General features: G+C 62.7%; 23 protein-coding genes. 14 read left to right on the top strand and 9 right to left on the bottom strand.

Annotated elements, in window-relative coordinates:
• Nucleotides 1-75: 75 nt before the first annotated feature.
• Entirely contained in the window at nucleotides 76-1,287 is a 1,212-nt protein-coding gene (locus tag ACEK02_RS13090; protein WP_371422120.1) for an MFS transporter, read from the top strand.
• On the opposite strand, the gene dgcA is transcribed toward ACEK02_RS13090, so the two are convergent.
• On the bottom strand, nucleotides 1,257-2,228 hold the full coding sequence (gene dgcA / locus ACEK02_RS13085; protein WP_371422163.1) for an N-acetyl-D-Glu racemase DgcA: 972 nt from the start codon (nucleotides 2,226-2,228) through the stop codon (nucleotides 1,257-1,259). The two genes, ACEK02_RS13090 and dgcA, sit on opposite strands and share 31 nt — an antisense overlap.
• Before the next feature lie 254 nt (nucleotides 2,229-2,482).
• On the opposite strand from dgcA, the gene ACEK02_RS13080 reads away from it, so the two are divergent.
• Genes ACEK02_RS13080 through ACEK02_RS13060 form a run of 5 tightly spaced genes read left to right on the top strand, consistent with a single transcriptional unit; the run spans nucleotide 2,483 to nucleotide 6,738 of the window.
• Nucleotides 2,483-3,613, top strand: coding sequence for an MlaE family lipid ABC transporter permease subunit (locus tag ACEK02_RS13080; RefSeq protein ID WP_371422119.1), 1,131 nt, complete (start codon nucleotides 2,483-2,485; stop codon nucleotides 3,611-3,613).
• 5 nt (nucleotides 3,614-3,618) lie between these two features.
• Nucleotides 3,619-4,431, top strand: coding sequence for an ABC transporter ATP-binding protein (locus tag ACEK02_RS13075; RefSeq protein ID WP_371422118.1), 813 nt, complete (start codon nucleotides 3,619-3,621; stop codon nucleotides 4,429-4,431).
• Nucleotides 4,432-4,450: 19 nt separating this feature from the next.
• On the top strand, nucleotides 4,451-5,374 hold the full coding sequence (locus ACEK02_RS13070) for an MlaD family protein (protein ID WP_371422117.1): 924 nt from the start codon (nucleotides 4,451-4,453) through the stop codon (nucleotides 5,372-5,374).
• 30 nt (nucleotides 5,375-5,404) lie between these two features.
• Nucleotides 5,405-6,280: an aldose 1-epimerase family protein gene (locus tag ACEK02_RS13065; protein WP_371422116.1), complete on the top strand. Its 876-nt coding sequence runs from the start codon at nucleotides 5,405-5,407 to the stop codon at nucleotides 6,278-6,280.
• Nucleotides 6,281-6,333: 53 nt separating this feature from the next.
• On the top strand, nucleotides 6,334-6,738 hold the full coding sequence (locus ACEK02_RS13060; protein WP_371422115.1) for a GFA family protein: 405 nt from the start codon (nucleotides 6,334-6,336) through the stop codon (nucleotides 6,736-6,738).
• A gap of 108 nt (nucleotides 6,739-6,846) precedes the next feature.
• Here ACEK02_RS13060 and ACEK02_RS13055 read toward each other — a convergent pair whose 3' ends face one another.
• A complete protein-coding gene (locus ACEK02_RS13055) occupies nucleotides 6,847-12,258 on the bottom strand; it encodes a hypothetical protein (protein WP_371422114.1) in 5,412 nt (1,803 codons plus the stop codon).
• Nucleotides 12,259-12,683: 425 nt separating this feature from the next.
• Between ACEK02_RS13055 and ACEK02_RS13050 the strand changes: the two genes are divergently transcribed.
• Both ACEK02_RS13050 and ACEK02_RS13045 read left to right on the top strand, forming a co-directional pair.
• Nucleotides 12,684-13,031 (top strand): Hpt domain-containing protein, encoded by a 348-nt coding sequence (locus ACEK02_RS13050; RefSeq protein ID WP_371422113.1) that lies wholly within the window; start codon nucleotides 12,684-12,686, stop codon nucleotides 13,029-13,031.
• A gap of 166 nt (nucleotides 13,032-13,197) precedes the next feature.
• Entirely contained in the window at nucleotides 13,198-13,518 is a 321-nt protein-coding gene (locus tag ACEK02_RS13045; protein ID WP_371422112.1) for a 2Fe-2S iron-sulfur cluster-binding protein, read from the top strand.
• 19 nt (nucleotides 13,519-13,537) lie between these two features.
• Here the strand turns inward: ACEK02_RS13045 and ACEK02_RS13040 are convergent, their stop codons facing one another.
• Nucleotides 13,538-13,990 (bottom strand): acyl-CoA thioesterase, encoded by a 453-nt coding sequence (locus ACEK02_RS13040; protein WP_371422111.1) that lies wholly within the window; start codon nucleotides 13,988-13,990, stop codon nucleotides 13,538-13,540.
• A gap of 199 nt (nucleotides 13,991-14,189) precedes the next feature.
• On the opposite strand from ACEK02_RS13040, the gene ACEK02_RS13035 reads away from it, so the two are divergent.
• From ACEK02_RS13035 to ACEK02_RS13025, 3 genes are all read left to right on the top strand, one after another.
• Complete coding sequence (locus ACEK02_RS13035) at nucleotides 14,190-15,218, top strand: NAD(P)/FAD-dependent oxidoreductase (RefSeq protein WP_371422110.1); 1,029 nt, start codon at nucleotides 14,190-14,192, stop codon at nucleotides 15,216-15,218.
• A 251-nt stretch (nucleotides 15,219-15,469) separates the two neighbouring features.
• Nucleotides 15,470-16,087, top strand: coding sequence for a DUF2147 domain-containing protein (locus ACEK02_RS13030; RefSeq protein ID WP_371422109.1), 618 nt, complete (start codon nucleotides 15,470-15,472; stop codon nucleotides 16,085-16,087).
• A 268-nt stretch (nucleotides 16,088-16,355) separates the two neighbouring features.
• Nucleotides 16,356-16,925, top strand: coding sequence for a DUF4865 family protein (locus ACEK02_RS13025; protein WP_371422108.1), 570 nt, complete (start codon nucleotides 16,356-16,358; stop codon nucleotides 16,923-16,925).
• Here ACEK02_RS13025 and ACEK02_RS13020 read toward each other — a convergent pair.
• Nucleotides 16,922-17,779 carry a LysR family transcriptional regulator gene (locus ACEK02_RS13020; protein WP_371422107.1) on the bottom strand — a complete coding sequence of 286 codons (858 nt, stop codon included), beginning with the start codon at nucleotides 17,777-17,779 and terminating at the stop codon, nucleotides 16,922-16,924. The genes ACEK02_RS13025 and ACEK02_RS13020 overlap by 4 nt on opposite strands.
• A 158-nt stretch (nucleotides 17,780-17,937) precedes the next feature.
• Here ACEK02_RS13020 and ACEK02_RS13015 point away from each other — a divergent pair, with 158 nt between their 5' ends.
• Nucleotides 17,938-19,482 carry an MFS transporter gene (locus ACEK02_RS13015; RefSeq protein ID WP_371422106.1) on the top strand — a complete coding sequence of 515 codons (1,545 nt, stop codon included), beginning with the start codon at nucleotides 17,938-17,940 and terminating at the stop codon, nucleotides 19,480-19,482.
• Nucleotides 19,483-19,542: 60 nt separating this feature from the next.
• Here ACEK02_RS13015 and ACEK02_RS13010 read toward each other — a convergent pair whose 3' ends face one another.
• Both ACEK02_RS13010 and ACEK02_RS13005 read right to left on the bottom strand, forming a co-directional pair.
• On the bottom strand, nucleotides 19,543-21,501 hold the full coding sequence (locus ACEK02_RS13010; protein WP_371422105.1) for a hypothetical protein: 1,959 nt from the start codon (nucleotides 21,499-21,501) through the stop codon (nucleotides 19,543-19,545).
• Between the two features lie 79 nt (nucleotides 21,502-21,580).
• Nucleotides 21,581-22,657 carry a YbhN family protein gene (locus ACEK02_RS13005; protein ID WP_371422104.1) on the bottom strand — a complete coding sequence of 359 codons (1,077 nt, stop codon included), beginning with the start codon at nucleotides 22,655-22,657 and terminating at the stop codon, nucleotides 21,581-21,583.
• A gap of 402 nt (nucleotides 22,658-23,059) precedes the next feature.
• On the opposite strand from ACEK02_RS13005, the gene ACEK02_RS13000 reads away from it, so the two are divergent.
• Nucleotides 23,060-23,566, top strand: a complete 507-nt coding sequence (locus ACEK02_RS13000; RefSeq protein ID WP_371422103.1) for a ferritin-like domain-containing protein — start codon at nucleotides 23,060-23,062, stop codon at nucleotides 23,564-23,566.
• A gap of 70 nt (nucleotides 23,567-23,636) precedes the next feature.
• Here ACEK02_RS13000 and ACEK02_RS12995 read toward each other — a convergent pair whose 3' ends face one another.
• A complete protein-coding gene (locus ACEK02_RS12995; protein ID WP_371422162.1) occupies nucleotides 23,637-24,071 on the bottom strand; it encodes a hypothetical protein in 435 nt (144 codons plus the stop codon).
• A 70-nt stretch (nucleotides 24,072-24,141) separates the two neighbouring features.
• On the opposite strand from ACEK02_RS12995, the gene ACEK02_RS12990 reads away from it, so the two are divergent.
• Complete coding sequence (locus ACEK02_RS12990) at nucleotides 24,142-24,756, top strand: hypothetical protein (protein ID WP_371422102.1); 615 nt, start codon at nucleotides 24,142-24,144, stop codon at nucleotides 24,754-24,756.
• Here the strand turns inward: ACEK02_RS12990 and ACEK02_RS12985 are convergent.
• Entirely contained in the window at nucleotides 24,725-25,183 is a 459-nt protein-coding gene (locus ACEK02_RS12985; protein WP_371422101.1) for a universal stress protein, read from the bottom strand. The genes ACEK02_RS12990 and ACEK02_RS12985 overlap by 32 nt on opposite strands.
• A gap of 59 nt (nucleotides 25,184-25,242) precedes the next feature.
• A complete protein-coding gene (locus ACEK02_RS12980) occupies nucleotides 25,243-25,779 on the bottom strand; it encodes a histidine phosphatase family protein (RefSeq protein ID WP_371422100.1) in 537 nt (178 codons plus the stop codon).
• Nucleotides 25,780-25,883 lie beyond the last annotated feature (104 nt).

Raw genomic sequence — 25,883 nt, 5'->3', positions numbered from 1 at the left:
ATAACTCGTGGCGCGCGGGGGGATGCGCGGTATGTAACCATCACCACGATCCCGTAGCGAATCGCAGTTCACCTCATGATAGCCGAATCTGCCACCCATAGCGCCCCGCAAATCCGCCGCAAATTCGCGCTGCGGCTGGCGATGTTCTACGGCACCGTGTTCGGCTCCAGCGGCTTCTATTTGCCGTTCTTCCCGGTCTGGCTGAAGGCGATCGGGATCGACCCGACATGGATCGGCGCCATCCTGGCGGTGCCGTCGATGACGCGCTTCACGACGCTGCCGTTCATCACCGCCTTTGCCGAGCGGCGTCACGCCTTGCGCCAGACGATGATCGCCTGCGCCTTTCTCACCATGATCGGTTTCGCGCTGGTTGGCACGTTGCATGCGCCGCTTGCAGTGCTCGTTGTGTTCGCGCTGACCGCGGTGGTGTGGACGCCGCTGACGGCGCTGACCGACGGCTATGCGCTGAAGGGTGTCGTGCGGTTTGGCTTCGATTACGGGCCGCTGCGGCTATGGGGCTCGGCGGCTTTCGTCGTCGGGGCGCTCGCCTGCGGCATGGTCGTCAATTGGCTCGACGGCCAGCACCTGATCTGGGTGATCGTCGCGGCGATGGTGCTGTCCGCTATCGTCAGTCTCGGTCTGCAGCCGCTGGGTGCGCCGGTCGGCGATGGCACGACGCTGTCCAAGGCGAGCACGCTGCTGCGCGATCCCGGTTTTCTGGCGATCGCAATCTCCGCCGCGCTGATCCAGGGCAGCCACGCCGGCTACTACACTTTCGCCTCGATCACCTGGCAGGCGGCAGGTCTTGACGGCCTGACCATCGCGGGCCTTTGGACGCTCGGCGTCCTCGCCGAGATCGTCCTGTTCGCAGTGTCGCCGCGTCTGACACTGGCACCCGCGACCATGGTCATCCTTGGCGGGTTCGGCGCATTGCTGCGCTGGACCCTGACCGCGCAGACACTGCCGCTACCCGTTCTCGTGGTCGTCCAGTTGCTGCACGGCGCGACTTATGGCTTGACGCAGCTCGGCACCATGGGCCTGTTGCTGCATCACGTCCCACCACATGTGATGGCGCGCGCGCAGGGCTATGTCACCGCCTGCACCGGTCTCGTGATGAGCAGTATGGCGGTTCTGTCAGGCGCGATCTATGCGCGCTATGGCGAGGGTGTTTATTACGTGATGGCCGCGCTCGGCCTGTGCGGCGCCTGCGTGATCTGGTTTGGCCGCAGGCGCGCGGGCCAGCGGCTCGGCGAGATTCAGCCCCAGAGCGCGGTGTCGGGCGGATAGACTGTGCTCTTGTCGTAGCGCAAACCATCATCGCGATCGCCGGCCAGCAACAGCGGACCATCGAGATCGACGAAGCGCGCATAGTGCGCAATCAGCATCGCCGGCGCCATCGCCAGCGACGTCGCCACCATGCAGCCCACCATGATGTCGAGGTTCATGGCACGTGCCGCGTCGGCCATCGCCAGCGCCTCCGTCAGGCCGCCGGTCTTGTCGAGCTTGATATTGATCGCATCATAGCGCCCGCGTAACGCCTCGAGCGAAGCGAGGCCATGCACGCTCTCGTCGGCGCAAACCATGATCGGCCGATGCACATGCATCAGCGCATCGTCCTTGCCGGCGGGCAGGGGCTGCTCGATCAGCGTGACGCCAGCGTTATGGCAGGCATCGAGATTGGCTTTCAGGTTGTCCGGCGTCCATGCCTCATTGGCATCGACGATCAACTCGGATTCCGGTGCAGCCTGGCGCACGGCCGTGATACGGCTGATGTCGTCGTCACTGCCGAGCTTGATCTTCAGGAGCGGCCGGTAGGCGGCCTTTGCGGTGGCGGAGGCCATCGCCTCGGGCGTGCCGAGCGAGATCGTATAGGCGGTGGTGCAGGCGCGCGGTGCCGGCCGCTGCAGCATGTCCCAGACGCGCTGGCCCTGGCTCTTGGCTTCGAGGTCGAGGAGGGCGCAATCCACGGCGTTACGGGCGGCACCGGCAGGCATGGCCGATTGCAGGGCGCTTCGGTCGAGGCCGGCGGCAAATCGGTCCTGCATCGCCAGGATGGCCGCCAGCGTGGCCTCCGGGGTCTCGCCATAGCGCGCATAGGGGACGCATTCGCCGCGGCCGGTCAAACCGCCACGGTGGATCTCGGCGACCACGACGACGGCCTCTGTTTTGGCGCCGCGGCTGATGGTGAAGGCGCCAGCGATCGGCCATTGCTCGATCCGGGCGGTCATTAGGGCGGGGGCAGCGTCGGATGCGGACAATGCGGCGTCTTTCGGGCTGTGCCGGCAACGGCAGGGTAATGACGTGTCTATAAGTTTACTTGATCGCCGTGAACTTGTTTGCGACGCAATGCCAGTGTCTGACATGGCGGATTAAGGCTATATTAACCATAGCAACGTGTTGGCTTCACTTGGCTTCTCAGAAACGTATTTGGGCGTGTTAATACTTTGTTCATGCACAGACTGAACGCCCGCGGGAGCCTGTTTTGAGCGGCCCGACCCTGGAAAAGATCGCGAAAGGCGACGGCTTGGCGCTGTGCGCGGCTGGGTCGTGGACGGCGCGTTTTGCCCCCGCGCTCGAAAAACTCGTGGGCGAGGCCGAAAAGCTGACCGGCAGCCGTCCCAACATCTTCATCGACGTGTCGCAGGTCTCCAAGCTGGACACATTTGGCGCCTGGCTGATCGAAAGGTTGCGCCGGGCGCTGACCAATGGCGGCCCCGAGGCGCAGATCGCGGGCCTTTCGGCGAATTACGCGACCCTGGTCGACGAGGTCCGCCGCGTGAAGCCTGCCGTCCCGTTACCGCCAAGCGGTAGCGCCCTGACCGCCGTGCTCGATGGGATCGGCCGCAATATCTACGGCATCGGCGAAACCCTCGTCGCCCTCGTCGATATGATCGGCGCCGTGATCGCCGCCTGGTTCCGCGTCTGGCGACATCCGTCGAAGTTCCGGCTGACCTCGGTAGTGCATCACCTGCAGCAGGTGTGCTGGAACGCGGTCCCGATCGTGGTGCTGATCACATTCCTGATCGGCTGTATCGTCGCCCAGCAGGGCCTGTTCCATTTCCGCCGCTTCGGCGCCGACGTCTTCGTGGTCGACATGCTCGGCGTGCTGGTGCTGCGCGAGCTCGGCGTGCTTTTGGTGGCGATCATGGTCGCCGGTCGTTCCGGCAGTGCCTATACCGCCGAACTCGGTTCCATGAAGATGCGCGAGGAAATCGATGCGCTGCGCACCATGGGCTTCGATGCCATCGAAGTCCTGATCCTTCCGCGTATGGTGGCGCTGGTGCTGGCGCTGCCCATTCTCGCATTTCTCGGCGCGATGGCTGCGCTCTATGGCGGCGGCCTGGTCGCCTGGCTCTATGGCGGCGTCGACCCGTCGTCGTTTCTGTCGCGACTGCGTGAGGCGATTTCGATCAACCACTTCATCGTCGGAATGGTGAAGGCGCCCGTGATGGCCATGGTGATCGGCATCGTGGCCTGCGTCGAAGGTCTTGCCGTGCAGGGCAGCGCGGAGTCGCTGGGGCAGCACACCACGTCGTCGGTGGTGAAGGGAATCTTCTTCGTGATCGTGATGGACGGCGTATTCGCGATCTTCTTCGCATCGATCGGGATCTGACGGCCATGACCTCGACGACTGCGACCCCCATTACCGAGACGCCGACGGCTGCTGCCTCCACCTCTGCCAACGCGATCATCAGCGTGCGCGATCTCACCGTGGCATTCGGCAGCCGCCGCGTGCTCGACGGCCTCCATCTCGATGTCACCCGCGGCGAAATCCTCGGCTTCGTCGGTGCATCCGGCGCCGGAAAGTCCGTGCTGATGCGTACGATCATTGGCCTCGTTCCGAAGGTCTCCGGCACGATCGAAGTGTTCGGCACCGATCTCGATAGCGGCGACAAGGCGCGCCGTGACGTCGAGCGACGCTGGGGTATCCTGTTTCAGCACGGTGCGCTGTTCTCGTCGCTCAGCGTGCGACAGAACATCCAGTTTCCGGTGCGCGAATATCTCAAGGTCTCGGAGCGTCTGCTCGATGAGATCACCATGGCCAAGCTCACCATGGTCGGTCTCAAGCCGGAGGTCGCCGATCGCTATCCGTCGGAACTTTCGGGCGGCATGATCAAGCGCGTGGCGCTGGCGCGGGCGCTCGCGCTCGATCCGGAGATCGTGTTCCTGGATGAGCCGACCTCGGGTCTCGATCCGATCGGCGCCGGCGATTTCGACGAACTGGTGCGCACGCTGCAGCGAACTTTGGGGCTGACCGTTTTCATGGTAACTCATGATCTCGACAGCCTGCATACAGCCTGCGACCGGATCGCCGTTCTCGGCAATGGCAAGATCATCGCGCAGGGAACGATGGCCGACATGCTGGCCTCGCAACATCCCTGGCTACGGGAATATTTCCACGGCAAGCGCGCACGCGCTGTTATCGGCTAGTTGTACTGGAGTTGGTTTGATGGAAACGCGGGCGAACTTCGTCCTGATCGGAACTTTCACGCTGGCGGTGATTGCCGCAGCGTTCGGCTTCGTGTTGTGGTTCCAGAATCTGCATTCGACCACGCAGCGCACGCCCCTGCGCATCATCTTCGAAGGCGCGGCGTCGGGCCTGCGCAACGGCGGCAATGTCAATTTCAATGGTATCCGGGTCGGTGAAGTCGTCTCCGTGAAGCTCGACAACCCGAAGCGGGTCGTTGCGCTGGCGATGGTCGAGAATATCGCGCCCATCCGCAAGGACACGCTGGTCGGCCTGGAATTCCAGGGGCTCACGGGTGTAGCGGCGATCGCGCTGAAGGGCGGCGATGAAGCTGCGCCTGCGGTCCCGCTGGACACCGACGGCGTGCCGGTCCTGACGGCCGATCCGGAGCTGCTGCGGGATATTTCTGAATCGATCCGGGCAACGCTGAACAATGTCAATCGTCTGGTCGCCGACAATCAGGATACTCTCAAGGGCGCTATGAAGAACGTCGAAACCTTCACGGCGACGCTGGCGAAAAATTCCGAAGTGATCGACGGCATCATGCTCAAGATCGACAGCGTGATGGGAAAGGCCGACGGTGTCATGGGCAAGGCTGACAGCGTCGTCGGGCGAACCGACAACATCCTGCTCGGCCTGGATGCGCTTGCGGGTGGCAAGGACGGCGGTGAGCTGACCGCGGCCGTGAAGTCGTTCCATGAGCTGACGGAGAATCTCGACAAGCGTTCCGGTGCATTGATGCTCGATGGCCGCCGTACCCTCGCGGATATCAGCCGCGCCGTGAACAATCTCGATCGCAATCCGACGCGCCTGTTGTTCGGTGCGAGCAGCAGCAGTACACCTGCAGCAGCACCAGTCCCGGCGACTCCAGTTCCTGCTGCTCCGCGTCGTCGTCAGGCCCAATAGCGATCGCGTTCAATAGATTGGAGAATGCTGATGGAGACCGATGATCGTTTCACCATCAGCAACGGCCGTGTCACGGCGACTATCAAGGCGGATGGCGCGGAATTATGCTCGCTGAAAGATGCCAACGGGCATGAAGTGCTCTGGCAGGCCGGCGAGGAATGGCCGCGCCATGCGCCGCTGCTGTTTCCGATTGTCGGCAAGCTGAAGGACGATGTGCTGCGCCATCGCGGCCAGACCTATGCGATGACCCAGCACGGCTTTGCGCGCGACCAGCGCTTCAACTGGACCGGGCAGGGACCGTCGTCCTGCGCGCTTTCGCTGTCGGACAATGACGCCAGCCGCGCGAAATATCCGTTCGCCTTCAGGCTGGACGTGACCTATGCGATCGAAGGTGATGAACTGGTGATCGGCTATGCCGTGACCAATACAGGCGATGAGACGCTGCCAGCCTCGATCGGCGCGCATCCCGCCTTTCACTGGCCGCTGACGGACGGCGCCGACAAGCGGGCACATACGATCATCTTCTCCGATGCTGAGCCGGCGCCGATCAGACGGCTCAAGGGTGGATTGTTGCTGAGGGAACCAGAACCATCACCGGTGCAGGGCGGCGCGCTGGCGCTGTCGGAATCGCTGTTCGTGAAGGATGCGATGATCTTCGATCATCTCGCCAGCACATCGTTGAGCTATAGCGCGCCTGGCGGACCGACGATCACCTTCGCCTGGGAAGGTTTTCGCGAACTCGGCATCTGGTCGAAACCATCCGGGGCTGCATTCCTCTGCATCGAGCCATGGTACGGCTATGCCAGCCCGGTGGATTTCGACGGCGAGTTCGCCGACAAGCCGGGGGTGATGCATATCGCGGTGGGCGATACGCGCAGCTTCACCCAACGCATCGGGTTCGCATAAGGTAACTGTCACGGCCCGTGATCCAGCAGACCGCTGCATCGAGGAGGTCCGTTATGTCGAGAACTGCGTCCTGTTCGTGCGGTCAGCTGTCCATCGTGCTCGAAGGCGAGCCGAGGGGCGTCGGTATATGCCACTGTCTCGCTTGCCAGCGCCGGACCGGCAGCGTCTTCGCCGCACTCGCAGGCTTTGGGCCGCATTACAAGGTGAGCGGCATCGCAACCGAATATGTCCGCACCGGGGATCAGGGCGCGCGCTTCCGATTCCGTTTCTGTCCCGTCTGCGGCACCAATCTCTTCCACACCGAAGAAGGACATGAAGCGCGCTCGGTAGCCGTGGCGGTCGGTTGCTTTGCCGATCCGGATTTTCCGCCTCCGGAGATCTCCGTTTATCATTGCCGGCGGCATGCCTGGGTGTCCTTGCCGTTCGGTGTCAGTATTCACGACAAGGATCCCGCGTGATGATGGCACGGGCCTGGCCCCGCGTATAGCGCTCCGGCACAGCAGCAGGCTCAACAAAAAAGCGGAGGCATTGCTGCCTCCGCTTTTCGCGTTCGTATTTGATCTTGCTTAGCCCAGCCGGCCCGCTGCATGCGCGAGCAGGGTGTAGACCAGGCCCGTTTCCGAGGTGAGATGGCTGCGCAGCGCTGCCGGGCCGCGTTCATCGCGGGCGACTTCGTCGAGCAGACGTTCGAACTCGGTGATGTAGCGATCCACCGTGCCCTTGAAGTTGCGGTCGGCGCGATACTTGCGGGCGACCTCGTCGAAGGCTTTCTGGCCGGCAGGCGTGTAGAGCCGTTTGCTGAAGGCCTTGCTCTCACCACGCTGATAGCGATCCCACATTTCGGCAGCCAGTGTGCGATCCATCAGGCGGCCGATGTCGAGCGACAGCGACTCCAGTGGATTGGCCGAGGCAGCAGGCTGCTGCGACGCAGGGGCGCGGCGCGGCGGCGTGCGATCTTCCTCGACGTGATCGGCACGGCCGAGCAGATCCGACAACCAGCCGTCGCGGCCCTGATCGGAACTTGCCGGGGCGACCGACGGCGCTTCGGTGCGGCGCGGGCCGGGACCACCGATATCTGGCATCGGCAGGCTCGACGCGCTGCGGGCCGATGGTTCCTCGCGGCGCGGGGCGGGACGCGGAGCCTCGTGACGCGCTTCGCTACGGCTGCTGGCGATCGCCATTGCCGGCTCCTCGTCACGCTGCACGCTGGTGGTGCGGCTGGTCGAGACCACGTCGAGGCCGCGACCATGACGGGCGACGATGCGGTTCAGCTCGGCGAGCGCCTCGATCTGGTCGACGATCACCTTGCGCATCTGCGCCGTGCTCTCGGCGGCTTCCTGTGGCATGTCGAGAACGCCACGGCGCAGTTCGGTACGGGTGCTCTCGAGTTCGCTGTGCATTTCGGCAGCCATCTGCTTCATGCTGGCGACCATCGACGAGAACTTGTCGGCCGACTGCTTGAACATGGCATCGGCTTCCTGCGTGCCCTGCTGGTAAATTTCGCTCATGGCTTGCGTTGTCGCGCGGCGTTCTTCTTCCGCCGCGGTGCGGACGGCTTCGAACTGCCGGCTGATCGCAGCCGAGCCCTGACCTGCGGTCTCCGCAACGACGCGGGCGATATCGCGGGCACGCTCTTCGGCGGCAGCCAGCGATTCATCGAGCAGGCTGGTGAAGCGGGTGAGGCGCTGATCGAGATCGGTGGTGCGCAGGTCGATGGTGGTGACCAGCGATTCGAGCGCGGCCTTGCGTTCGCCGACCGACGACATCGTGGAGCGGTTGCTCTGTTCGACCAGAGCCGCGGCATCCACGAGGGCGTGGCCATGGGTTTCGAACTGGCCCGAGAGCGAGCCGAGATCTTCCAGGGCCTTCGAGGTCTTCGAAGTGAACACGGTGAGCTGTTCTTCCAGCGTCTGGGTCGCCAGGCCGTTGCGCGAGGTCACGTCGTTCATGGTGGACACGAAGTCCGCCACGCGGGTGACCAGCGCGCGCTCCAGTGAGTTGAGGTTGTCGTGGGCGCCGGTGAGGACTTCCTGCAGCAGGATGTTGCCTTCACGCAGCCGCTCGAACAGCGCTACGGTATCGGTACGCAGGATCTTGCTGGTTTCCTGCATCTCGGTGACCGCAGTGATCGAGACCTGACGCGACTGCTCGATGGCAGTGCGGGAGCTCTGCTCGAGATCCTTCAGCGACTTGTTGACCGCGCCGGTGGCGAGTTCGCCAGCCGTGGTGATGGCGCGAGCCACGTCGGTGCTGTTGGTGACCATGGTCTGCGAGAAGGTCTGGCCACGGGTCTCGATCGCCTTGAGCGCGTCGGCGGTGACGCGGTCGATATCGACGGTGAGCTGATTGGCCTTGGCGCCCAGCGCATCGACCAGCGAACCGCGCTTGGCATCGACCATCTGCGACAGACGGTCGGTCTGCTGCTGCACATAGGTGACGATTTCGTCGGTCTTGCCGGTCATCGTGGTGCCGAAGCTGCCCGAAGCGGCGAATACCGACCGCTCGATCTCCGACGAGGTCGTCTTGATCTTGGTGGTGATCTCGTTCGAAGCGGCGAGCAGCGAGTTCTGCGCATTGAGCGCACTGGCCTGGATGTTGTCGGTGGTGTTGGCGGTGACGTTCGAGAGCGAACGCTCGATGTCGGCAGAGATCACCTTGATCTGGTTTGCGGCATCCGCCGACGAGGTCGCCAGCGAGGTCTGCACTTCGCGGGCGCTCGAGAGGATCGCAGCCGCCGTATCGGCGCCGACCGCGGTGAGTGTGCGCTGCACGTCGATCGAGAGCGACTTCACATGGTTCGATGCCTCGGAAGATGCCGTGGCCAGCGTGCTCTGGGCTTCGCGGGCGCCGGCGACAATCGACTCGGCGGTGGCGGTGCCGGCCGTCGTGAGGCTGCGTTCCATGTCGGCTACGAGGTTGCGGACGTGGTTCGATGCTTCGGTCGAGGCATCGATCAGCGAGGCCTGGACATTGCGCGTACTGGCCAGGATCGACTCCGCGCTGGCGGTGCCGGCGGCGATCAGCGTGCGCTCCACATCGGCCGCAAGGGTGCGGACCTGCTGCGAGGCGTCGGTCGATGCGGCGACGAGCGTGCTCTGCGCGGCGCGGGCGCCGGACAGCACCGAGTCGGCCGTTGCCGTGCCTGCAGAGGTCAGGGTGCGTTCGATATCGGCCGAGAGCGACTGGATCTGGCTGGCGACTTCCGAAGAGGTGGCAACCAGTGTCGACTGGGCGTCGCGGGCACCCGAAAGCATTGAAGCTGCGGTGGCCGAGCCGGCCGCAGTGAGCGCGCGTTCGACATCGGCCGACAGTGACTTCACCTGCAGCGAGGCTTCCGAAGACGCGTTGACCAGCGTGGCCTGCGCATCGCGGGCGCTGTTGACGATGGCCGTGGCGGCAGTGGTGCCGACGGCGGTCAGCGAGCTCTCGATATCCGACGCAGTCAGCTTCAGCTGTGCGCCGACATCGGTCGAGACCGACACGAGGGATTCCTGCGCGGCGCGGGCGCCGGCCTGAATGGTCTCGCTGGTATTGACCATGAGATGCGTGAGCGAACGCTCGGCGTCCTCGACATTGGTCTTGATGCCGATCGAGAGTTCTTCGGCGCGGGCCATGAGCGAGTCGCTGGCCGTGCGGCCGGACGTTTCGATACGGCCGGCAACAGCCTCAATGCGCGAGCCGAGCAGTTCCTCGAATTGTTCGACACGGGTTTCGATCTCGCCGGCAACAATGCCGATACGACCTTCCATGCCTTCGTGGATCGTCTGGAAGCGTGCAGTGATGGTATCCGCGAACTGAGTGCTGCGGCTGTCGATGGCGTCGGTGACGTTGTTGATGCGGCTGTCGATGGCGGTGATCGCCTGCGTCGTGCCTTCGGTGAGCGAGCTCGTGAAGTACGAAAGGCGGTCGTCGATCGAGTGGATCGCCTGTACGGCGCCTTCCGTGAGCGCGGTGGTCAGATGGGTCAGGCGGTCGTCGACCGAGCTGACTGCGAGCTTCGCGCCTTCGGTCAGGGCAGTGGTCAGATGCGTCAGGCGTGAGTCGACCGACTGGACGGCCTGATGGGCACCTGCCGAAAGCGTCGATGCGAGGTTTTCAAGACGCGTATCGATGGTCGCGGTGACCGACTGGGCGCGCGCGTCGAACGTTTCTTCAAGGCTCTTGAGGCGTCCATCGACGGTCTCGTCGAACGACTTGATCCTGGTGTCGAGCGATGCATCGAGATTGACGACGCGGCCTTCGAATTTGGTCTCGAATTCTGCGAGGCGGGTGTCGAGCGACGACGTGATGCCGCCGACATTGGATGCGACGCGGGTGTCGAAGTTGTCGACATAGGTCTTCAGCGTCTCGCTGATGTCCTGCGTGCGCTGACCGAGACGGTCGACGACTTCGCCGCCGAAGGTCTTCACCGTGCGGTCGAATTCCGAGATGTGTTTGGTGATGAGCGCCCCGAGCGTGCCGCTGTCGCGCGAGAAACGCTCGGCCAGCTCAGAGCCCTGTTCCTTCACCAGTTCGTCGAAGGCGTTCATCTGCAGGCTGATGGTGTCGTGCGCGGTTTCGGTCTGGCTCGCGACCTTGGCCACCAGCGCGTTGACGGTGGCGTCGAGGGACTCGCTGGCCTTGTCGCCCGACGTGAGAATCTGGTTGGCAAGGCGGTTGCCGGCATCGTCGATCTTGCTGACGAGGTCGCCGCTGCGCAGCTCGAGTTCGAGCAGCAAGCTATCGCTGGAATTCTTCAGCGAGTCATGGACCTGCTCGGTGCGATCCGACACGCGATCGACAATCGTGGCCGACCGCTGTTCGAATTCGTTGGTGATGCGGTCGATACGCTCGTTGAGCATTTCGTGGACGCGGTCGGCGAGATCGACGAATTCGTCGTGCACGTGGCCGGTCTTGAAATTGAGGCTGGTGGTCAGCCGCTCGCTGGCGTCGAGCACCGCGCGGGTGGTCTCCGCACTGGCCTCTTCGAGACGGTCGAGGAGGTCGCCGCCACGCTCGCCGAGCGCGAGGATCATGTTGTCGCCGGCATTGCCGAGCGCACGGGTGATGTGTTCGCCGCGCTCTTCGAGGGCACCGGTGATGCTCTTGGCGACTTCATCGACGCGTGAGGCGATGGCATCTGAAATCAGCGCGATGTCGTGACGGAGATCGATCTGCACGCCTGAAATGGCGGAGCGAACCTGCTCCGCCTGACCAACCAGGTTGTCGCGCTGATGCGCGATGTCCTGCAGCAGGGCGCGGATGCGGACTTCGTTGTCAGAGTAAGCGCGTTCCAGCGCGGAAACTTCGTTGGCGACGAGGGTTTCGAGTTCGCCGGCACGCGCAATCGCGCGCTCGACGCCGTCGCCCATCGCAGCGACTTCGCGGCGGATCGCCTGGCCGACCGTGACCATCGAGTCGCTGGCAGCGCCTTCGGGCTCCGAGAAGCGGATCGCGACCTGTGCCATCGACTGGGCGATCAGGCGCATTTCCTGCCCGCGCCAGGCGAGGCTGGCGAGGAAGTAAAACAGCAAAATCGGAGCGAACAGCAACGCAGCAAGGCCAGCCAGCGCCAGCGTGCCGCCCGAGCCCTGACCGATCAGGGCCTGCAGCGACGGCAGGAACGCAACGGTCAGCAGGCCTGCGCCGACGATCCACAGACCGGCAAACAGGGTGGCAAGCGTATAGACGTTGCGGGCAGGGCGGTTCTTCTGCAGCGCCTGCAGGATCTGGCCGATGGTTTCGCGGTCGTCGTTCGCCGGACGGCGCGCAAAGCGCTGCTCTTCCAGTGGCTCGAAGCTCCGATCATTGGCGATACGCGCGTCGAGGGCGTTGTCGTCGAGATCGATGGGGGACGATGAATTGATGGAAGCGTTATCGGCACGGATCGCGGATTGATCGCGATCGACCGGCGCGGGGTCACTGATGTTGAGTGCTTCCTGGATGGCAGAGAGCGCGACTTCGGTCGGATCCTTGGCCTTTTTGGTGTTGTTTGCCATGCTCGTTCCACGCCCCCTGATTACGCAACTACTCGGAAGTCCCCGTGATTCGGCCCCGCTTGCAGCATGGCACCTGGCCATGTGCACCCCGCGGGACGAATTTCGGACTGCCGGTCGCTCGGCTTGTCCGCTACTTCCGCAAACATCCTATTGGCTTGGTCGTGCGAATGAAATGGTTCTGGTTAAGACATTCTTAATGATAGTTAACGGCTTCCCCCGGTAACGTCTTGTGGCGCCTCAAATAAACGGAACCGGCCCTCAATCGTGGCGAGTTTGCGTCAAAACTGCGTCATCCCGGCGGATTGTACCCAGAACGTTCCGTTAACCAATTCCATGTTTGGCTGCGAAAAATCGCAGCTGGATTTGCCGGCTGGCGGGAATCTGGGCCATCATCAATGCCGCTTCACCTCGAACGGGTTCAATGGATGCCGTCACCGCCGCTGGTTCCCGATGACGGGCCGATCGATTTTACCCACCTTCAGCGTATGACTATGGGCGATGTCAGCCTGGAGCGCGAAGTTCTGGCCATGTTCGCGGCCCAGTCGAGCGAGCTGATCGAGACGATCGTCAAAATGCCGGCAAATGCGGCTGAGCTTACGCACAAGCTGAAGGGCTCGGCGCAGGCGGTCGGCGCATTCCGCATCACGGAAGCCGCCGAGTGGCTGGAAAGCACGCTGCGCGACAACAGCGATACCGCTGAGGCTCTGATGACGCTCACCGACGCTGTTCTCGAGGCGCGGGCGGAGATCGACGTCCTTCTGAAGCGGTCCTGATCCCCAAGGGATCAGCTTTGATCCCAAAGGGATCGTTTTTGATCCCCCCAGGGGGGCATGCTTGATCCATCTTTTCCAGATGACGGTTTTGCTGCGGAGCGCTGGCGCGATCCGGATCGACCCGTTATAGGACAGCCGGTATCTTCCTTTCCGCAGCGCGAGCATCATGGCCAAGATAAACTTTGTCGATCACTCCGGTGAGACCCGCAGCATTGACGCCGAGATCGGCTCCACGGTGATGGAGGCCGCCATTCGCAATGCCATCCCGGGTATCGAAGCCGAATGCGGCGGCGCCTGCGCCTGTGCCACCTGCCACGTCTATGTTGACGAAGCCTGGCAGGAGCGCGTCGGCGCACCCACGCCGATGGAAGAGGACATGCTGGACTTCGGTTACGACATCAAGCCGAACTCCCGGCTGTCGTGCCAGATCAAGATCACCGAGGCGCTCGATGGCCTGGTTGTGATCACGCCGGAGCGCCAGGCCTGAGCTTATCCGGACTTGTGATTTACTGCGCGTTCAAGCCGCGCAGCATCCATGGCTGAAACCGTTCGATGACGTCGGGCGGGATCGGCGTTGGCTGACGGCTGGTGAGACCAACCATCACGGTCGTTGCGATCGCCGAGGCCATGCACTTGCCTTCCGAAAACACGACCTGTGAATAGGTCACCGAGGTCCGGCCGATCTTGGTGACGCCGAGCCCGAGTTCGATCTTGCCGGGCCAGTGCAATTCGGCGCGAAAGTGAATATCGAGCCGTGCCAGCACCCAGCTCTGTCCCGGCGAGATCAGCCCGCAGGCGGGATCCCGCATCAGCAGCACGCGGCTGGTCTCGAAATAGCTGGAATAGACCGCGTTGTTGACGTGGTTGTTCGGATCGAGATCCGCAAAGCGCACATTGTCCGACAGGCGATAGGGATAGTCCTCGAGGACGGGCGCCGGGGCGCGGGCAGGTGCGTTCACGAAATTGATCTCCAGCAAGGCTCGGCAGGTTTGCGCCTGTTACAGCGCAGTTGAATAGCGCAGGCAAGGGCCGGCGCGTGCTGTTTTCAGGCCGTGCCGCTGTGGCTTTCCTCGTGTAGCGCCGCTAGGCTGCACGCAACAGCCGGATGGCGCCGGGCTCTGCGATTGCGTGGACCAGGTTCAACCGAGACAAAACACCATGGGCGAAACGATCAAGACGGACGTGCTGATCATCGGCGCTGGCCCCTGCGGGCTGTTCGCCGTGTTTGAACTTGGTCTGCTCGACATGAAAGTCCACCTCGTCGATATTCTCGACAAGATCGGTGGCCAATGCGCCGAGCTCTATCCGGAAAAACCGATCTACGATATTCCCGCGATCCCGCTGGTCACCGGCCAGGGGCTGACCGAGGCATTGCTGGAGCAGATCAAGCCGTTCAATCCGACCTTTCATCTGAATGAGATGGTCGAGACCATCGAGAAGATCGGCGATCCCTTGTTTCGTGTCACGACGGATGCCGGCCAGGTGTTCGAAACCAAGGTGGTGGTGATCTCCGCCGGCGGCGGTTCGTTCCAGCCGAAGCGTCCGCCGGTGCCGGGCATCGAGGCCTATGAAGGCACGTCGGTGTTCTACGCGGTGCGGAAGATGGAGCAATTCCGGGACAAGGATCTGCTGATCGTCGGCGGCGGCGACAGCGCGCTGGACTGGACGCTCAACCTGCATCCGGTCGCGCGGCGCGTCACGCTGTTGCATCGGCGCGATGATTTTCGTGCCGCGCCCCACAGTGTCGAGCAGATGCGCAAGCTCGTGGCAGCCGGTCACATCGATTTGCAGATTGGCCAAGTGACAGCGCTTGAAGGCGAGGGAGGCCATCTCACCGGGGCCGTCATCAAGGGCAACGATAACGAGAGCGTCCGGATCGACTGCAATACGATCCTGCCGTTCTTCGGCCTGACCATGAAGCTCGGTCCGGTCGCCAACTGGGGCGTGACGCTGGAGAACAACCTGATCCCGGTGGAGACGGCGGCGTTCGAGACCAACGTGCCCGGCATCTTCGCCATCGGTGATATCAATACATATCCCGGCAAGCTGAAGCTCATTCTGTCCGGGTTCCACGAGGGTGCGTTGATGGCGCAGAAGGCCTATCGCTACGTCTATCCGGACAAGCGACTCGTGTTTCAGTACACGACGTCCTCTTCAAGCCTGCAGAAGAAGCTCGGCGTTAACTAACTTCGCCTAATTTGGGATCGTCTTGTATGACGGGGATGCGAAGGCTGTTCGGATCGCCGGTAGTCGCGTCGGGGTCTGCGGGGGCAGCTTGTGGCAAAGCTGTGGCCGCGACATAATCTGACATCTGACGCGCGATCGGCAATCTTGCAAATGCCATCAACCGCGGTCACTCTCCCGTCGCGCAAGATTGACAATCTATGCAGTCGCATCAAGTGCGGATGCTTGGACGACAAACTGCACTGGGGAAGACGATGGCAAAATTCCGATCCCGACGTCTGGCACTCACAGTCGCCTCAGGTCTGGCCGCATGTGCCATGTTCACCGGCCCTCTGCACGCAGCGGAACCGACGGCCGCCGGACTCTGGCAGAAGGTCGAGAACGGCAAGCCGGTGGTCTGGGTGCTGATGGTCGATCATGGCGGCATGTTCGAAGGTGCAATCGCGAAGACATTCCCGAGCGCGGATGACAAGCCGGGCGATGACGTCTGCAGCAAATGCGTCGATGACCGGAAGGGCCAGCCCGTGCTGGGCATCTCCTTCATCCGCAACATGCAACAGCAGGGAATGAAGTACGAGAACGGCAACATTCTCGATCCGCGTGACGGCAAGGTCTATAAGGCCAAGATGAGCGTCAGCGCCGATGGCCGTGCACTCACCGTGCGTGGCTATTGGGGCATCGCGCTGCTCGGCAAGGACGAGACCTGGTACCGTCTGCCCGACACCGAAATGGCCTCGCTTGATCCGACTGTCCTTGCGAAGTATGTGCCGACCCTCGCGGCCGCCGCCGTGAAGCCGCCGACCGTTGGTAACGCGAAGGCTCCCGTTGCGCCGATGAAGAAGGCGAGCGCTGGTCCTCAATCTCTGCGCTGATAGCGGCTAACTCGCTTGTGGCTCTGCCACAAAGCGAGGACTGTTCCGCACCGCACATTCTGGAAGCCGACGCCATGGCGCGTCGGCCATTCCGTTGCCAATTCAATCGTGGCGCGCCAGCTTCAAATGCTGCTTGGCCGCTCCTCCCGGACGTCATTCATTTGAATACCGGATCATAGAAATATGATTCCATATCTGTTCTTCGCGGCCCGTCGATCGATATCGTGCATCGATCCAATGACAATGGCTGCTGAAGGAATCCATCACGATGATCGTCGCCCATTACGAGCATCGCTTGCCCGCCGACTATGATCTCGGCTTGATTCGCTCACGCGCGGGGGAGCGCGGACCGCTCTGGAATGCGGTGCCGGACCTATATTTCAAGGGATTTCTTTTGCGGGAAAGCGGGCGCTTCGGGGCAACCACCTCGAGCTATTCGTCGCTTTACCTGTGGCGGCACGACGAGGCGTTTCGCAATTTTCTCGTAAAGGGGGCATACAAGATCGTCGTGGATATGTTCGGTCGGGCGCAGATCGAAACCCGCATTGCGCTCGATGCCCGGAAGGGCACTGGACGGGAGGCCCGCTTCGCCTATCGGCAGGATGCCGCCATCCCGCACGATGTCGATCCTGGAGCGGCAATGGCAGGCGAGATCGAGCGTAACGCGGATCTCTCGGCGCGTGCCGGAATTGTTGCAGCAATCGTCGGACTGGATGCCGAAAAGTGGATATTCACCCGCGTCCTGCTCTCGGAGAATGAATGCACCGATGCTGGTGCTTGCTATCAGATCCTGCATCTGGCGCAGCCGCTGCTGGATCGCCTTCCGAACGCTACCTAGCTCGCATGCGCGCGGTGTTCACGGAACGCAGCCGCGAGGGTTCGCAGCGCTTGGCGAGACTGCATATCCGACAGTGTCGAGAGAAGTACAATTTCCGATGACGCCAGCGGCGGCAGGCCAAACTTCTGGCTGACTTCGATGGTGCCGGGCGGTGCGAGCCGGCAGGAGAAGACCGCGGTGGCGAGGCCAGCCGAGACTGCGTCCGACACGACCGAAGAGCCGCCACCGAGAAACACCTCCGTCCATGCGATGCCAGCCGCGTCCAGCGCATGAATGGCAACGTCGTGCACGCCACATACTGGCGTCAGCGCCGCCAGTCGCAATGCCTCACCCGGCCGGTGCACGAAACCTGGCGCTGCGAACCAGCCGAAATGCTCCGGCGCAAGCACTTCGCCATCGCGGCGATCATCCTCACGCCGGACAATGGCCGCATCGATTTCCCCGCGATCGAAAGCGTCCAGCAGGTTGCGTGAATTATCGAGGCGAACCTCGATCGTGAGCGTGGGGTCATGCGCGTTCAGGCGAGCCAGCAGCGTCGGAACCTCCGGCCCGGCCACATGGGCCGCAATGCCGAGTGCGAAACGGCGACGGGTCGCAGACAAAGCTGCGACGGCGCGATCATGCGCGGCCAGGAAGTCGCGGGCTGAATCGACGAATAATGCGCCTTGCGCCGAGAGGCGCACCATTCGCGGGGTTCGCTCGATCAATTTATGGCCGAGGCGGTCTTCCAGTCGCTTCAGCTTCACGCTGATGGCGCCCTGCGTCGTGCCGAGCGCTTCCGCCGCACGCGTGAAGCTTTGAAGATTGGCGATGGTCACGAATGCCTGCACGGCATCCACGTCCAGGGCGTTCATTGGGACTATCCAGATTTGTTGTCTCTGAAATATCCAATCATCCAATTCTGAAATGGTCAACCTCTGCCTATGTTGCGTTCATCGCAACGCAAACCGGGTGGACCTCGTCCTCTGTCGTCGGGCTTCACTGTGGCGCGTTATTATCCCGAAAGGCTCCCATGCTCTCCGAATCGACACGACAAAGCACATTGGCTTTGGCGGCTGCCTGTCTCACCTCCCTGATGTTCGGTCTGGAGATTTCCAGCATTCCCGCGGTCCTGCCGACACTGGAGCGGGTGCTTCATGCCGATTTCAAGCAGCTCCAATGGGTCATGAATGCCTATACGATCGCGGTGACGACGGTGCTGATGGCAACCGGCACGCTCGCGGATCGCTATGGGCGCAAGCGCGTATATCTGAGTTCGATCGTCGCGTTCGCCGCTGCATCGCTGCTTTGCGGCCTGACCGAAAATATACTGGTGCTGATCGTTGCCAGATTTCTCCAGGGCATGAGCGGCGGGGCGATGCTGATCTGCCAGGTCGCGGTGCTGTCCCATCAATTTCCGGAAGGGCGGCAACGCGCCATTGCGTTCGGATGGTGGGGGATCATCTTCGGCATCGGCCTGGGCTTCGGCCCGATCGTTGGCGGCGCAATCGTGGCTTTGTCGAGCTGGGAATGGGCCTTCCTCATCCATGTCCCGCTTGCGGTGATCGCCCTGATCCTCGCCGGGAGCGGAGTTCGCGAGTCGCGCGATCCGGAGGCCAGCAGCCTCGATCTCGCAGGGATCATCACGCTCTCGCTCGCGGTCTTCTGCCTCGCATTCTTCATTACGCAAGGCCCGGATATCGGATTTGACAGCCGGACGGCGTTTGCGGTCGTCGGCGTCTTCGTTGCAAGCCTGATCGGCTTCGTCTTCGCAGAGCGTCTCAGCCCGAGGCCGATGTTCGACTTCACCGTCTTCCGGATCCGTAATTTTTCCGGCGCGCTGATCGGCTCGATGGCCATGAACTTCAGCTTCTGGCCGTTCATGATCTATCTGCCGATCTATTTCCAGGCAGGGCTGGGTTATGGCAGCGTCGGCGCCGGACTGTCGCTTCTGGCCTATACGTTGCCGACGCTGGTCGTGCCGCCGGTTGCCGAACGCCTCATGCTACGTTTCCATCCGGGTCTGGTCATCCCGCTCGGCCTGTTCACGATCGGAACGGGGTTCTTCGCCATGAAGATCGGCAGTTGGGTCGAGCATGCGAGCTGGCTGACGATGCTGCCGGGATGCGTCCTTGCCGGCATCGGATTGGGTCTGACCAATACGCCCGTGACCAACACGACGACCGGATCGGTGCCGCAGGAACGCGCAGGCATGGCGTCAGGCATCGACATGAGTGCGCGCATGATTGCGCTCGCCATCAATATCGCGCTCATGGGCCTCGTACTTGTCGAGGGGGTGAGTGCGTCTTTGAAGGCTGCGCTGCCGAGCGGTACCAGTGTCGAGCTATTACGCTCGCTGGCAGAGAGTGTCGCCGCCGGTACGGCGCTTGCGTCCGAATACAATCTCGGCGGAGTCGTCATTCAAGACGCCCTGACCCGAGGGTTCGGCTGGGTCCTGCTTTATGGCGGAATGGGTGTGTGGATTCTCGCGGCCATCAGCTTTGTTGTCTTCGGCAACGGGCTGCCGAGACGTGCCCCTCATGGCCAAAGCTGTGTCGAAGGCGACGGTCGGGCGTAGTCCCGACCGACGAGGTCCTCGCTTTTGCCGGGACCTCGCTGGATAGCTGAGCTGATAACCCTAGCGTGCTGCCGGCTGCAGCACCATCGGTGCCAGCGGCTCCTGCGTGACATCGGCTTCAGCGCCCAATCGCAGGACGCTGGCCGCTGCCGGCACTACGGCATCGGCCATGGCTGCGTGACCTTCGCCGGTGGGATGGATCGCGCCGCCATAGACCGCCGAGAGAATGCCCCAGGTCGCATCATGGATATCGGCCGGCTGGATCGCCGCCGAATAGCCCTGCGGATAGGTCATCGCCGCGAAGTAGCTGTCATTGGCATCGCGGATCCAGCGGCCACGCGGCAGATAGGGGCGGAATTCGCTGGCGCCGCGACCGCATACCATCGGCTGCGCGGCGGCTTCGACCAGACTGCTCTCGAAGCTGTCGCCCTTTGGCGAGAAGCAGGCACGGTCGAATTCAGGATCGGACGACGACCGTGCGCAGAATCCATGATTGGCGAAGGTCGCCTGATGCTGATCGACGAAGGTCATGCGGTCGGTTTCGGGATCGCGGCACAGCACGCCGCCCTGGCAGAGCGCGATGGATTTCAGCTGCGGCAGGAATTCGGACTCGACGAAATTCGCGACATTGGCCAGTCGCCGCGGATCGGCCGAGAATGACGGATGCACGTCGAAGCCGGCCGGACCGCCGGGACAGGGGGCGCCATTGGCGAGGGCCGGGTTGGCGTAGGCGGCAAACACCACGCGTGACATGTCCCCGCCGAGCAGCGGTTTCAGCGCTTCACGCACCTTGCCGAAGCTCGCGGGCAGTTCGCGGGCTAGCGCGCTGCGCGAGTCCTCGACCGAGCCGAGGATGCCCCCGCGCTTGAACAGGGCACGTTCGGTTGCATTTTCGACGATGACGTCGGCAACGAGGCCGGAGAAGTTGATGTCGTTGGCGCCGATGGACAGCAGCACGAGATCGAGCCGGCGGGTCGGCTGGCGCCGCTTGGCGGCGCCGATGGCCTCGCGTAGTTCGGCGATCTGCGCGTTGACGCTGCCGGCGCAGGTGCTGGCATTCTTGGTGGTGAGGCACTCGCGCGCGCGTTGTCCGCCGAGCAGGCCTTCAGCGATGGTCGCGCCCGAACAGGCCAGCGGCAGATAGGTGACGGCGATGTGCGGATACTGCACAGCGAGCGCCAGCGCGGCGCGGGTCTGGTAGCTATAGAGCGAGCGGTGGCAGGCGGCATTGAACCACTGTGCGCCGGCGCGCTGCCACGCCTGCAGCGACTCGTAGGAATCACAGGAGCGTCCGCCTTTGAAGCCGGCGCGGCTTGGGCGGTAGAACTGCCCGCTGGGGCCGCCGAGATAAGAGCGGAAGCAGAAGCCGTCGTCGGACAGCGCGACCGGACGGTCCGGATTGCCTTCCCCCGACGCAATGGAATCGCCGAGGCCGGCGATCAGAATGTCGCGCACGGCGATGTCGGCGGAGATGCGGACAGGCGCCTCGGCACCGCTGGTGACGTCGACGGTCGTCACCGTGCGGCGACCATAGATGGCGCGGAAATTGATCGGCTCGGCGCAGTCGAGGGTGGATTGCCGTGGGCCTTCGCCATCATCGAAGGTCCAGGCACAGACCGCGCCGACGGGCACTTCGCCGGTGAGGCGGACGGTGATCGGATGTTCGGTTGGCGTCAGGTAGCTTTCCTTGACGGTGTCGCGGGTGCAAGGCTCGCTGACCTTCCCGGCGAGATCGATACACAGGCGGTTGACGGTGTTGCGCGCCCACCCGCGGCCGTCGCTTTGAACGCCGAGCGCCTGTTCGGCGGCCAGCACGCTGCGATTGCGCATGGCCTCGACTTGGAGCTGGAAGTCACGCTCCTCGCGGAACAGCCGGAAGCGGTTGCGGACCTCCCAGGAAATCTGGATCGAGCTGTTGGTCATGCCTTGGGCTTTGGCATGTCCGACCTGAAGTGCGCCCAGCAAGCCGAGCAGCACTGCGCAGTTGATCAATGAACGTCTGAAATAAATGGGGGCCATGGCGGTGTTGAACGTCACGTATGGGGCGGAAGTAAGAAATCGAGCTGCAAATAGGGCGCGGATGGCGCCCGCGGGTGGTTCAGCCCTGCGACTGCCGCTTCAAAGGCTGCTGATGCACCACAGCCGGGGCAGCTTCGGTCGCGCGGCGTTCGCTGCGGTCATCCAGGCGGCGCCTGTGCCATGGCTGGATGACGCCGAGCCAGATCTCGCGGGTGCCCATGATGCAGATCGAGATGGCGAACGGGATCATGAAATACAGGATCCGGAACATCACTACGGTGGCGACCAGTTCCTCCTGGCGGAACTGCGGCAGCGCCACCAGCAAGGCGGCGTCGAACACGCCGAGGCTGCCCGGCGCATGGCTGGCAAAGCCCAGCAAGGTGGCGAGAATGAACACCACGGCCAGCGAGATGAAATCGATGTAAGGCTGATCGGGCATCAGCAGATACATCGCCAGCGCGCAGAAGCCGAGATCGACGACGCCGATGGCGATCTGCAACAACGTCAATTGCGCTGACGGAAGCACGACCTTCCAGCCGTTCTGGCCGAGCTCACGACGTTGTTTGCCGATCGACAGCCAGATCAGATAGCCGATGATGCCGGCCAGACAGCCGAAGCCGATCAGCCGGTTGATGGCGTTGGGCAGGAGATCAATGGCCGAGGCGGCCTGTGGATGCCAGATCATGCCGATGCCCAGCACGAACAGATTGCCGAGCCAGAAGGTCAGTCCGGAGATAAAGCAGATCTTGGCGACGTCGATGGCGTTAAGGCCGTAGTCCGAATAGATGCGGAAGCGGATGGCGCCCCCCGTGAAAACGGTCGCGCCGATATTGTGGCCGATGGTGTAGCTGGTGAAACCCGCCAGTGCCGCGATCCGGTACGGCACATGCTTCTTGCCGATCGTTCTGAGCGCGAAGTAATCGTAAAATGTGAGGGTGCAGAAGGCGCCGATCACGCACAGCGTGGCCATGGCGATTTGCATCGTCGACTTCGCGGCCATCGCCGCCAGGATCTTCGCGGTATCGAGACCCTTCAGCGTATGCACGAGGTGGGAGATGGCGAGGGCGATGACGATCAGGCTTGCAACAACACCCAGCCGTTTCCAGCCGACGTGTTGCTTGAAGCCGCGCCCGAGCGCGGTCAGCAATCGTTGCATTCGTCCTCCCGGCGGAGCGCGAACAGGTGGAAAGCCGAACAGGGTAACAGGTGGCAAGCGGCGACCAATTCACTCATACGCGAAGTTCACTCATCAAGCCCAAACCCTTACGGCAAAAACGTTCCATTGTGCAGTCCTTGACAACGTCAGCGTTAATGCTGCGCCGCAAGGTCGCCACATACCCGCGCCGGCTGCAAAGTTCTGACCCTACAAGACAATTACACAGACAATTCGGATCCATTCGTCCCGCATTTCATATAGGCGGGCAAGTCGAATGTTCCATGCGGCAAATCAAGACGTCCTCGGAACACGTCCCAATATCGATGGTTACCGGCCTATCGCAACCGAACGGGACAATGCGCCGCAGCAGCCCTCCCGTTCCAGAACACCGGGATTAAAACGATGGGACTGTTCACCAAGGACATCAAGACCATGGACGATCTGTTCGTGCATCAGTTGCAGGACGTCTATTACGCAGAAAAGCAGCTTCTGAAGGCGCTGCCGAAGATGGCTGACAAGGCGACCGAACCGCTGTTGAAACAGGGGTTCATGACGCATTTGGAAGAAACCGAAGTACATGTGCAGCGGCTTGAACAGGTCTTCGCCATGCACGGCGCCGAGGTGAAGGCGGTTACCTGCCCGGCAATCGACGGTATCATCAAGGAAGCCGACGAGACCGCCGGGGAAGTCGAGGACAAGAAGGTACTCGACGCCGCCCTGATCAATGCCGCGCAGGCCGCCGAGCACTACGAGATCGCGCGTTACGGCAGCCTGATCGCCTGGGCGCGCCAGCTTGGCCGCAATGACTGCGCAGCCGTGCTGCAGAAAACGCTCGACGAGGAAAAGACCGCGGACAAGAAGCTGACCTCACTGGCCGAAGGCAAGGTCAATATGCGCGCCGCAAGCTGATCGCAGCGGCGATTATCACGGGGGAAAATCGCGCGGGTGAAAGCCTGCGCGATTTTTTGTGGATATTTGCTTACGCCTTTCGTAACGCGAACCGGGCGCCACAGAATGCCATGATGCCGCCGAGGCCAAGCGCGGCAAGACTTGCCAGAACGCCTGATGCGGTCGGTGTCGCGTCGGGCGCCGAGGCGGCCTGACCAGCACCGGCCAGAAACAGTACGCCGATCGCGATCAGGAACTGCCGCATGCGCTGCGGGATGCGGCCGGAGGCGGCGCTGTGCAACAGGTTCGCGGTGACGTAACCGCCGACAAACGCCATGGCCGCGATCAGCCACCAAGCCACCGCCGATCCGATCGGCATGAAATTGTCGGGATCGTTGCGCCAGAGGCCGCCTAGATCGAGGCCGAAGCGCTGGCCGAGCATGTGCACGGCCAGCGCCAGCAGCAATCCGGAAATCATCGCACCGGCCAGAATCAGGCGGCGCGGAAAAGTGGTCGTCTCGGCCATGGCAAGCTTGTAAGGGACATGCAGGCGATCGCGCAAGCAAGCGAGGTCGGCCAGCGCAGGGACGTTCTGTTTGCTCAAGACCCTCTTCAGGCGCAGGAACGCGTCGTCTGCCGCGGTAGCGGCAGCGCCGGGGCACACCTATGCCTACAAGGCCTCCCTGATCGGCGCTGCGCATCGCTATGAATTGACCGATGACGGTCTGTCATGGCGCACCGGTCGTCGCTCCGGCGTCTGGGCTTATGCGGATATCGCCGCGATCCGGTTGTCCTATCGGCCGATGGGAATGCAGCACCGCCGCTTTCGTGCCGACCTCGATCATGCCGACGGTCGCCACATCACGATCTTCTCGACGTCGAAACAGACCGTCGCACTGATGGAGCCCCAGTCGGGCTACGGCGCTTTCATCCTGGAACTACATCGACATCTTGCAGCCGCAGGGAGCACGGCGAAGCTGAGTGCCGGTCTGCGACCAGGCATCTATGCCATGATCGTCGCTGCGCTGGCTTTTGTCGGTCTTGCGATGACGGCGCTGCTGCTGCGCGCGCTGTTCATAGGTGAATTCGCCGGCGTGGTCTTCATCGCCGGCTTCGCCATATTTTTCGGCTGGCAGATCAGCGGCTTCATTCGCTGCAACAAGCCACGTAACTACACATTCAATACTGTACCGGCCGAGCTGTTGCCGTAGTGCACGGCCGCACCACCAATACTGAGCATTTGGCATAGCGCACCACATGGCCGGCATTGGAGCCGAGAAAGTAGGTGCGCATCGCCGGGCGGTGAGAGGTCATCACGATAAGGTCGGCTTTGATCGCCGAGGCCTCTTCGAGAATCTCGTGATAGATGCCGCCCTGTCGCACCACGCTGGAGACATGAGCGCCGTCGATGCCGCAATCGCGGGCAACTGCGGCGAGGGCCGCTTGCGATGATTCCAGTTGCTGGGTGTCGAAATCCGCCGGGACATATTCTGCCAGCATCACCGGCGTCATCGGTATCACGTTGAGCAGGCGGACGGTCGCATCGAAGATCTGCGACAATGTTGCGGCCTGAGCGATCGCGGGTTTGGCCACGTCGATCTCGGCCAGATCAATCGGAACCAGAATGGATTTGTACATGCGCACCTCCATCGTCGTCCGAAAGAGGATAGCACAAACCGTGTTCCGATGGGCGCGGCTTATTGGCCCGCGGCGCTTTTCAGCAGTTTCGGGCTGACGAATTGCACGAGTCGCCCACCGCGGAAGGCAACGTCGTTCCAGTCCTCGATGGTAAAGTCGATCACCACGATGGCGCCGGTCGGCAGGTTGTCGGCGATCGCTTTCCGGCCTGCTGCATCGCCGCCGCCGATCAGGCTGAGCGCCATTTCATGCAGGCCGGGATTGTGGCCGACCAGCATCAGTTGCTTTGGGTCTTCCACGGCTGCGCCGCGGATCACCGCCAGCAATTCGGAGAGGCCGGCGCCATAGAGTTCATCAAGGCTTGCGACCGTCGGTTTCGCCGCAGGCATTGCTGCGGCCACGAGGCTCCAGGTCTGCTGGGCGCGTACCGCCATGGAGACGCAGACCAGGTCGGGCAGGGGCGGATTTCTGCTGAGCCAGGCCCCCATGAGAGCCGCGTCCAGCCGGCCGCGGTCATCGAGTCGGCGATCGAAATCCTTGCCGCTTGGCGCGTTCGTTTCAGTCTTGGCGTGACGCAGCAGCAGTAAACGGCGCATGGCGCGATCTCGATTCGGCAGGAGGTGGTAGAGAGGCAGGCGGCGCGGTCGCGCCAGACGTCAGGTCTGCGGATTAATGGACATGAACCGTGAGGACAAGGTGA

This window comes from Tardiphaga sp. (assembly GCF_041424195.1).
Lineage (GTDB): Bacteria > Pseudomonadota > Alphaproteobacteria > Rhizobiales > Xanthobacteraceae > Tardiphaga.
Note: the sequence above shows the minus strand (reverse complement) of the source record. Positions and strands in the feature narration are given on the sequence as shown.

What these genes read in the sequence shown, in the direction of transcription:
- ACEK02_RS13090 (WP_371422120.1), top strand. Translation starts at nt 76, where the DNA reads ATGATAGCCGAATCTGCCACCCATAGCGCCCCGCAAATCCGCCGCAAA.
- dgcA (WP_371422163.1), bottom strand. Translation starts at nt 2,228, where the DNA reads ATGACCGCCCGGATCGAGCAATGGCCGATCGCTGGCGCCTTCACCATC.
- ACEK02_RS13075 (WP_371422118.1), top strand. Translation starts at nt 3,619, where the DNA reads ATGACCTCGACGACTGCGACCCCCATTACCGAGACGCCGACGGCTGCT.
- ACEK02_RS13070 (WP_371422117.1), top strand. Translation starts at nt 4,451, where the DNA reads ATGGAAACGCGGGCGAACTTCGTCCTGATCGGAACTTTCACGCTGGCG.
- ACEK02_RS13065 (WP_371422116.1), top strand. Translation starts at nt 5,405, where the DNA reads ATGGAGACCGATGATCGTTTCACCATCAGCAACGGCCGTGTCACGGCG.
- ACEK02_RS13060 (WP_371422115.1), top strand. Translation starts at nt 6,334, where the DNA reads ATGTCGAGAACTGCGTCCTGTTCGTGCGGTCAGCTGTCCATCGTGCTC.
- ACEK02_RS13055 (WP_371422114.1), bottom strand. Translation starts at nt 12,258, where the DNA reads ATGGCAAACAACACCAAAAAGGCCAAGGATCCGACCGAAGTCGCGCTC.
- ACEK02_RS13050 (WP_371422113.1), top strand. Translation starts at nt 12,684, where the DNA reads ATGCCGTCACCGCCGCTGGTTCCCGATGACGGGCCGATCGATTTTACC.
- ACEK02_RS13045 (WP_371422112.1), top strand. Translation starts at nt 13,198, where the DNA reads ATGGCCAAGATAAACTTTGTCGATCACTCCGGTGAGACCCGCAGCATT.
- ACEK02_RS13035 (WP_371422110.1), top strand. Translation starts at nt 14,190, where the DNA reads ATGGGCGAAACGATCAAGACGGACGTGCTGATCATCGGCGCTGGCCCC.
- ACEK02_RS13030 (WP_371422109.1), top strand. Translation starts at nt 15,470, where the DNA reads ATGGCAAAATTCCGATCCCGACGTCTGGCACTCACAGTCGCCTCAGGT.
- ACEK02_RS13025 (WP_371422108.1), top strand. Translation starts at nt 16,356, where the DNA reads ATGATCGTCGCCCATTACGAGCATCGCTTGCCCGCCGACTATGATCTC.
- ACEK02_RS13020 (WP_371422107.1), bottom strand. Translation starts at nt 17,779, where the DNA reads ATGAACGCCCTGGACGTGGATGCCGTGCAGGCATTCGTGACCATCGCC.
- ACEK02_RS13015 (WP_371422106.1), top strand. Translation starts at nt 17,938, where the DNA reads ATGCTCTCCGAATCGACACGACAAAGCACATTGGCTTTGGCGGCTGCC.
- ACEK02_RS13010 (WP_371422105.1), bottom strand. Translation starts at nt 21,501, where the DNA reads ATGGCCCCCATTTATTTCAGACGTTCATTGATCAACTGCGCAGTGCTG.
- ACEK02_RS13005 (WP_371422104.1), bottom strand. Translation starts at nt 22,657, where the DNA reads ATGCAACGATTGCTGACCGCGCTCGGGCGCGGCTTCAAGCAACACGTC.
- ACEK02_RS13000 (WP_371422103.1), top strand. Translation starts at nt 23,060, where the DNA reads ATGGGACTGTTCACCAAGGACATCAAGACCATGGACGATCTGTTCGTG.
- ACEK02_RS12995 (WP_371422162.1), bottom strand. Translation starts at nt 24,071, where the DNA reads ATGGCCGAGACGACCACTTTTCCGCGCCGCCTGATTCTGGCCGGTGCG.
- ACEK02_RS12985 (WP_371422101.1), bottom strand. Translation starts at nt 25,183, where the DNA reads ATGTACAAATCCATTCTGGTTCCGATTGATCTGGCCGAGATCGACGTG.
- ACEK02_RS12980 (WP_371422100.1), bottom strand. Translation starts at nt 25,779, where the DNA reads ATGCGCCGTTTACTGCTGCTGCGTCACGCCAAGACTGAAACGAACGCG.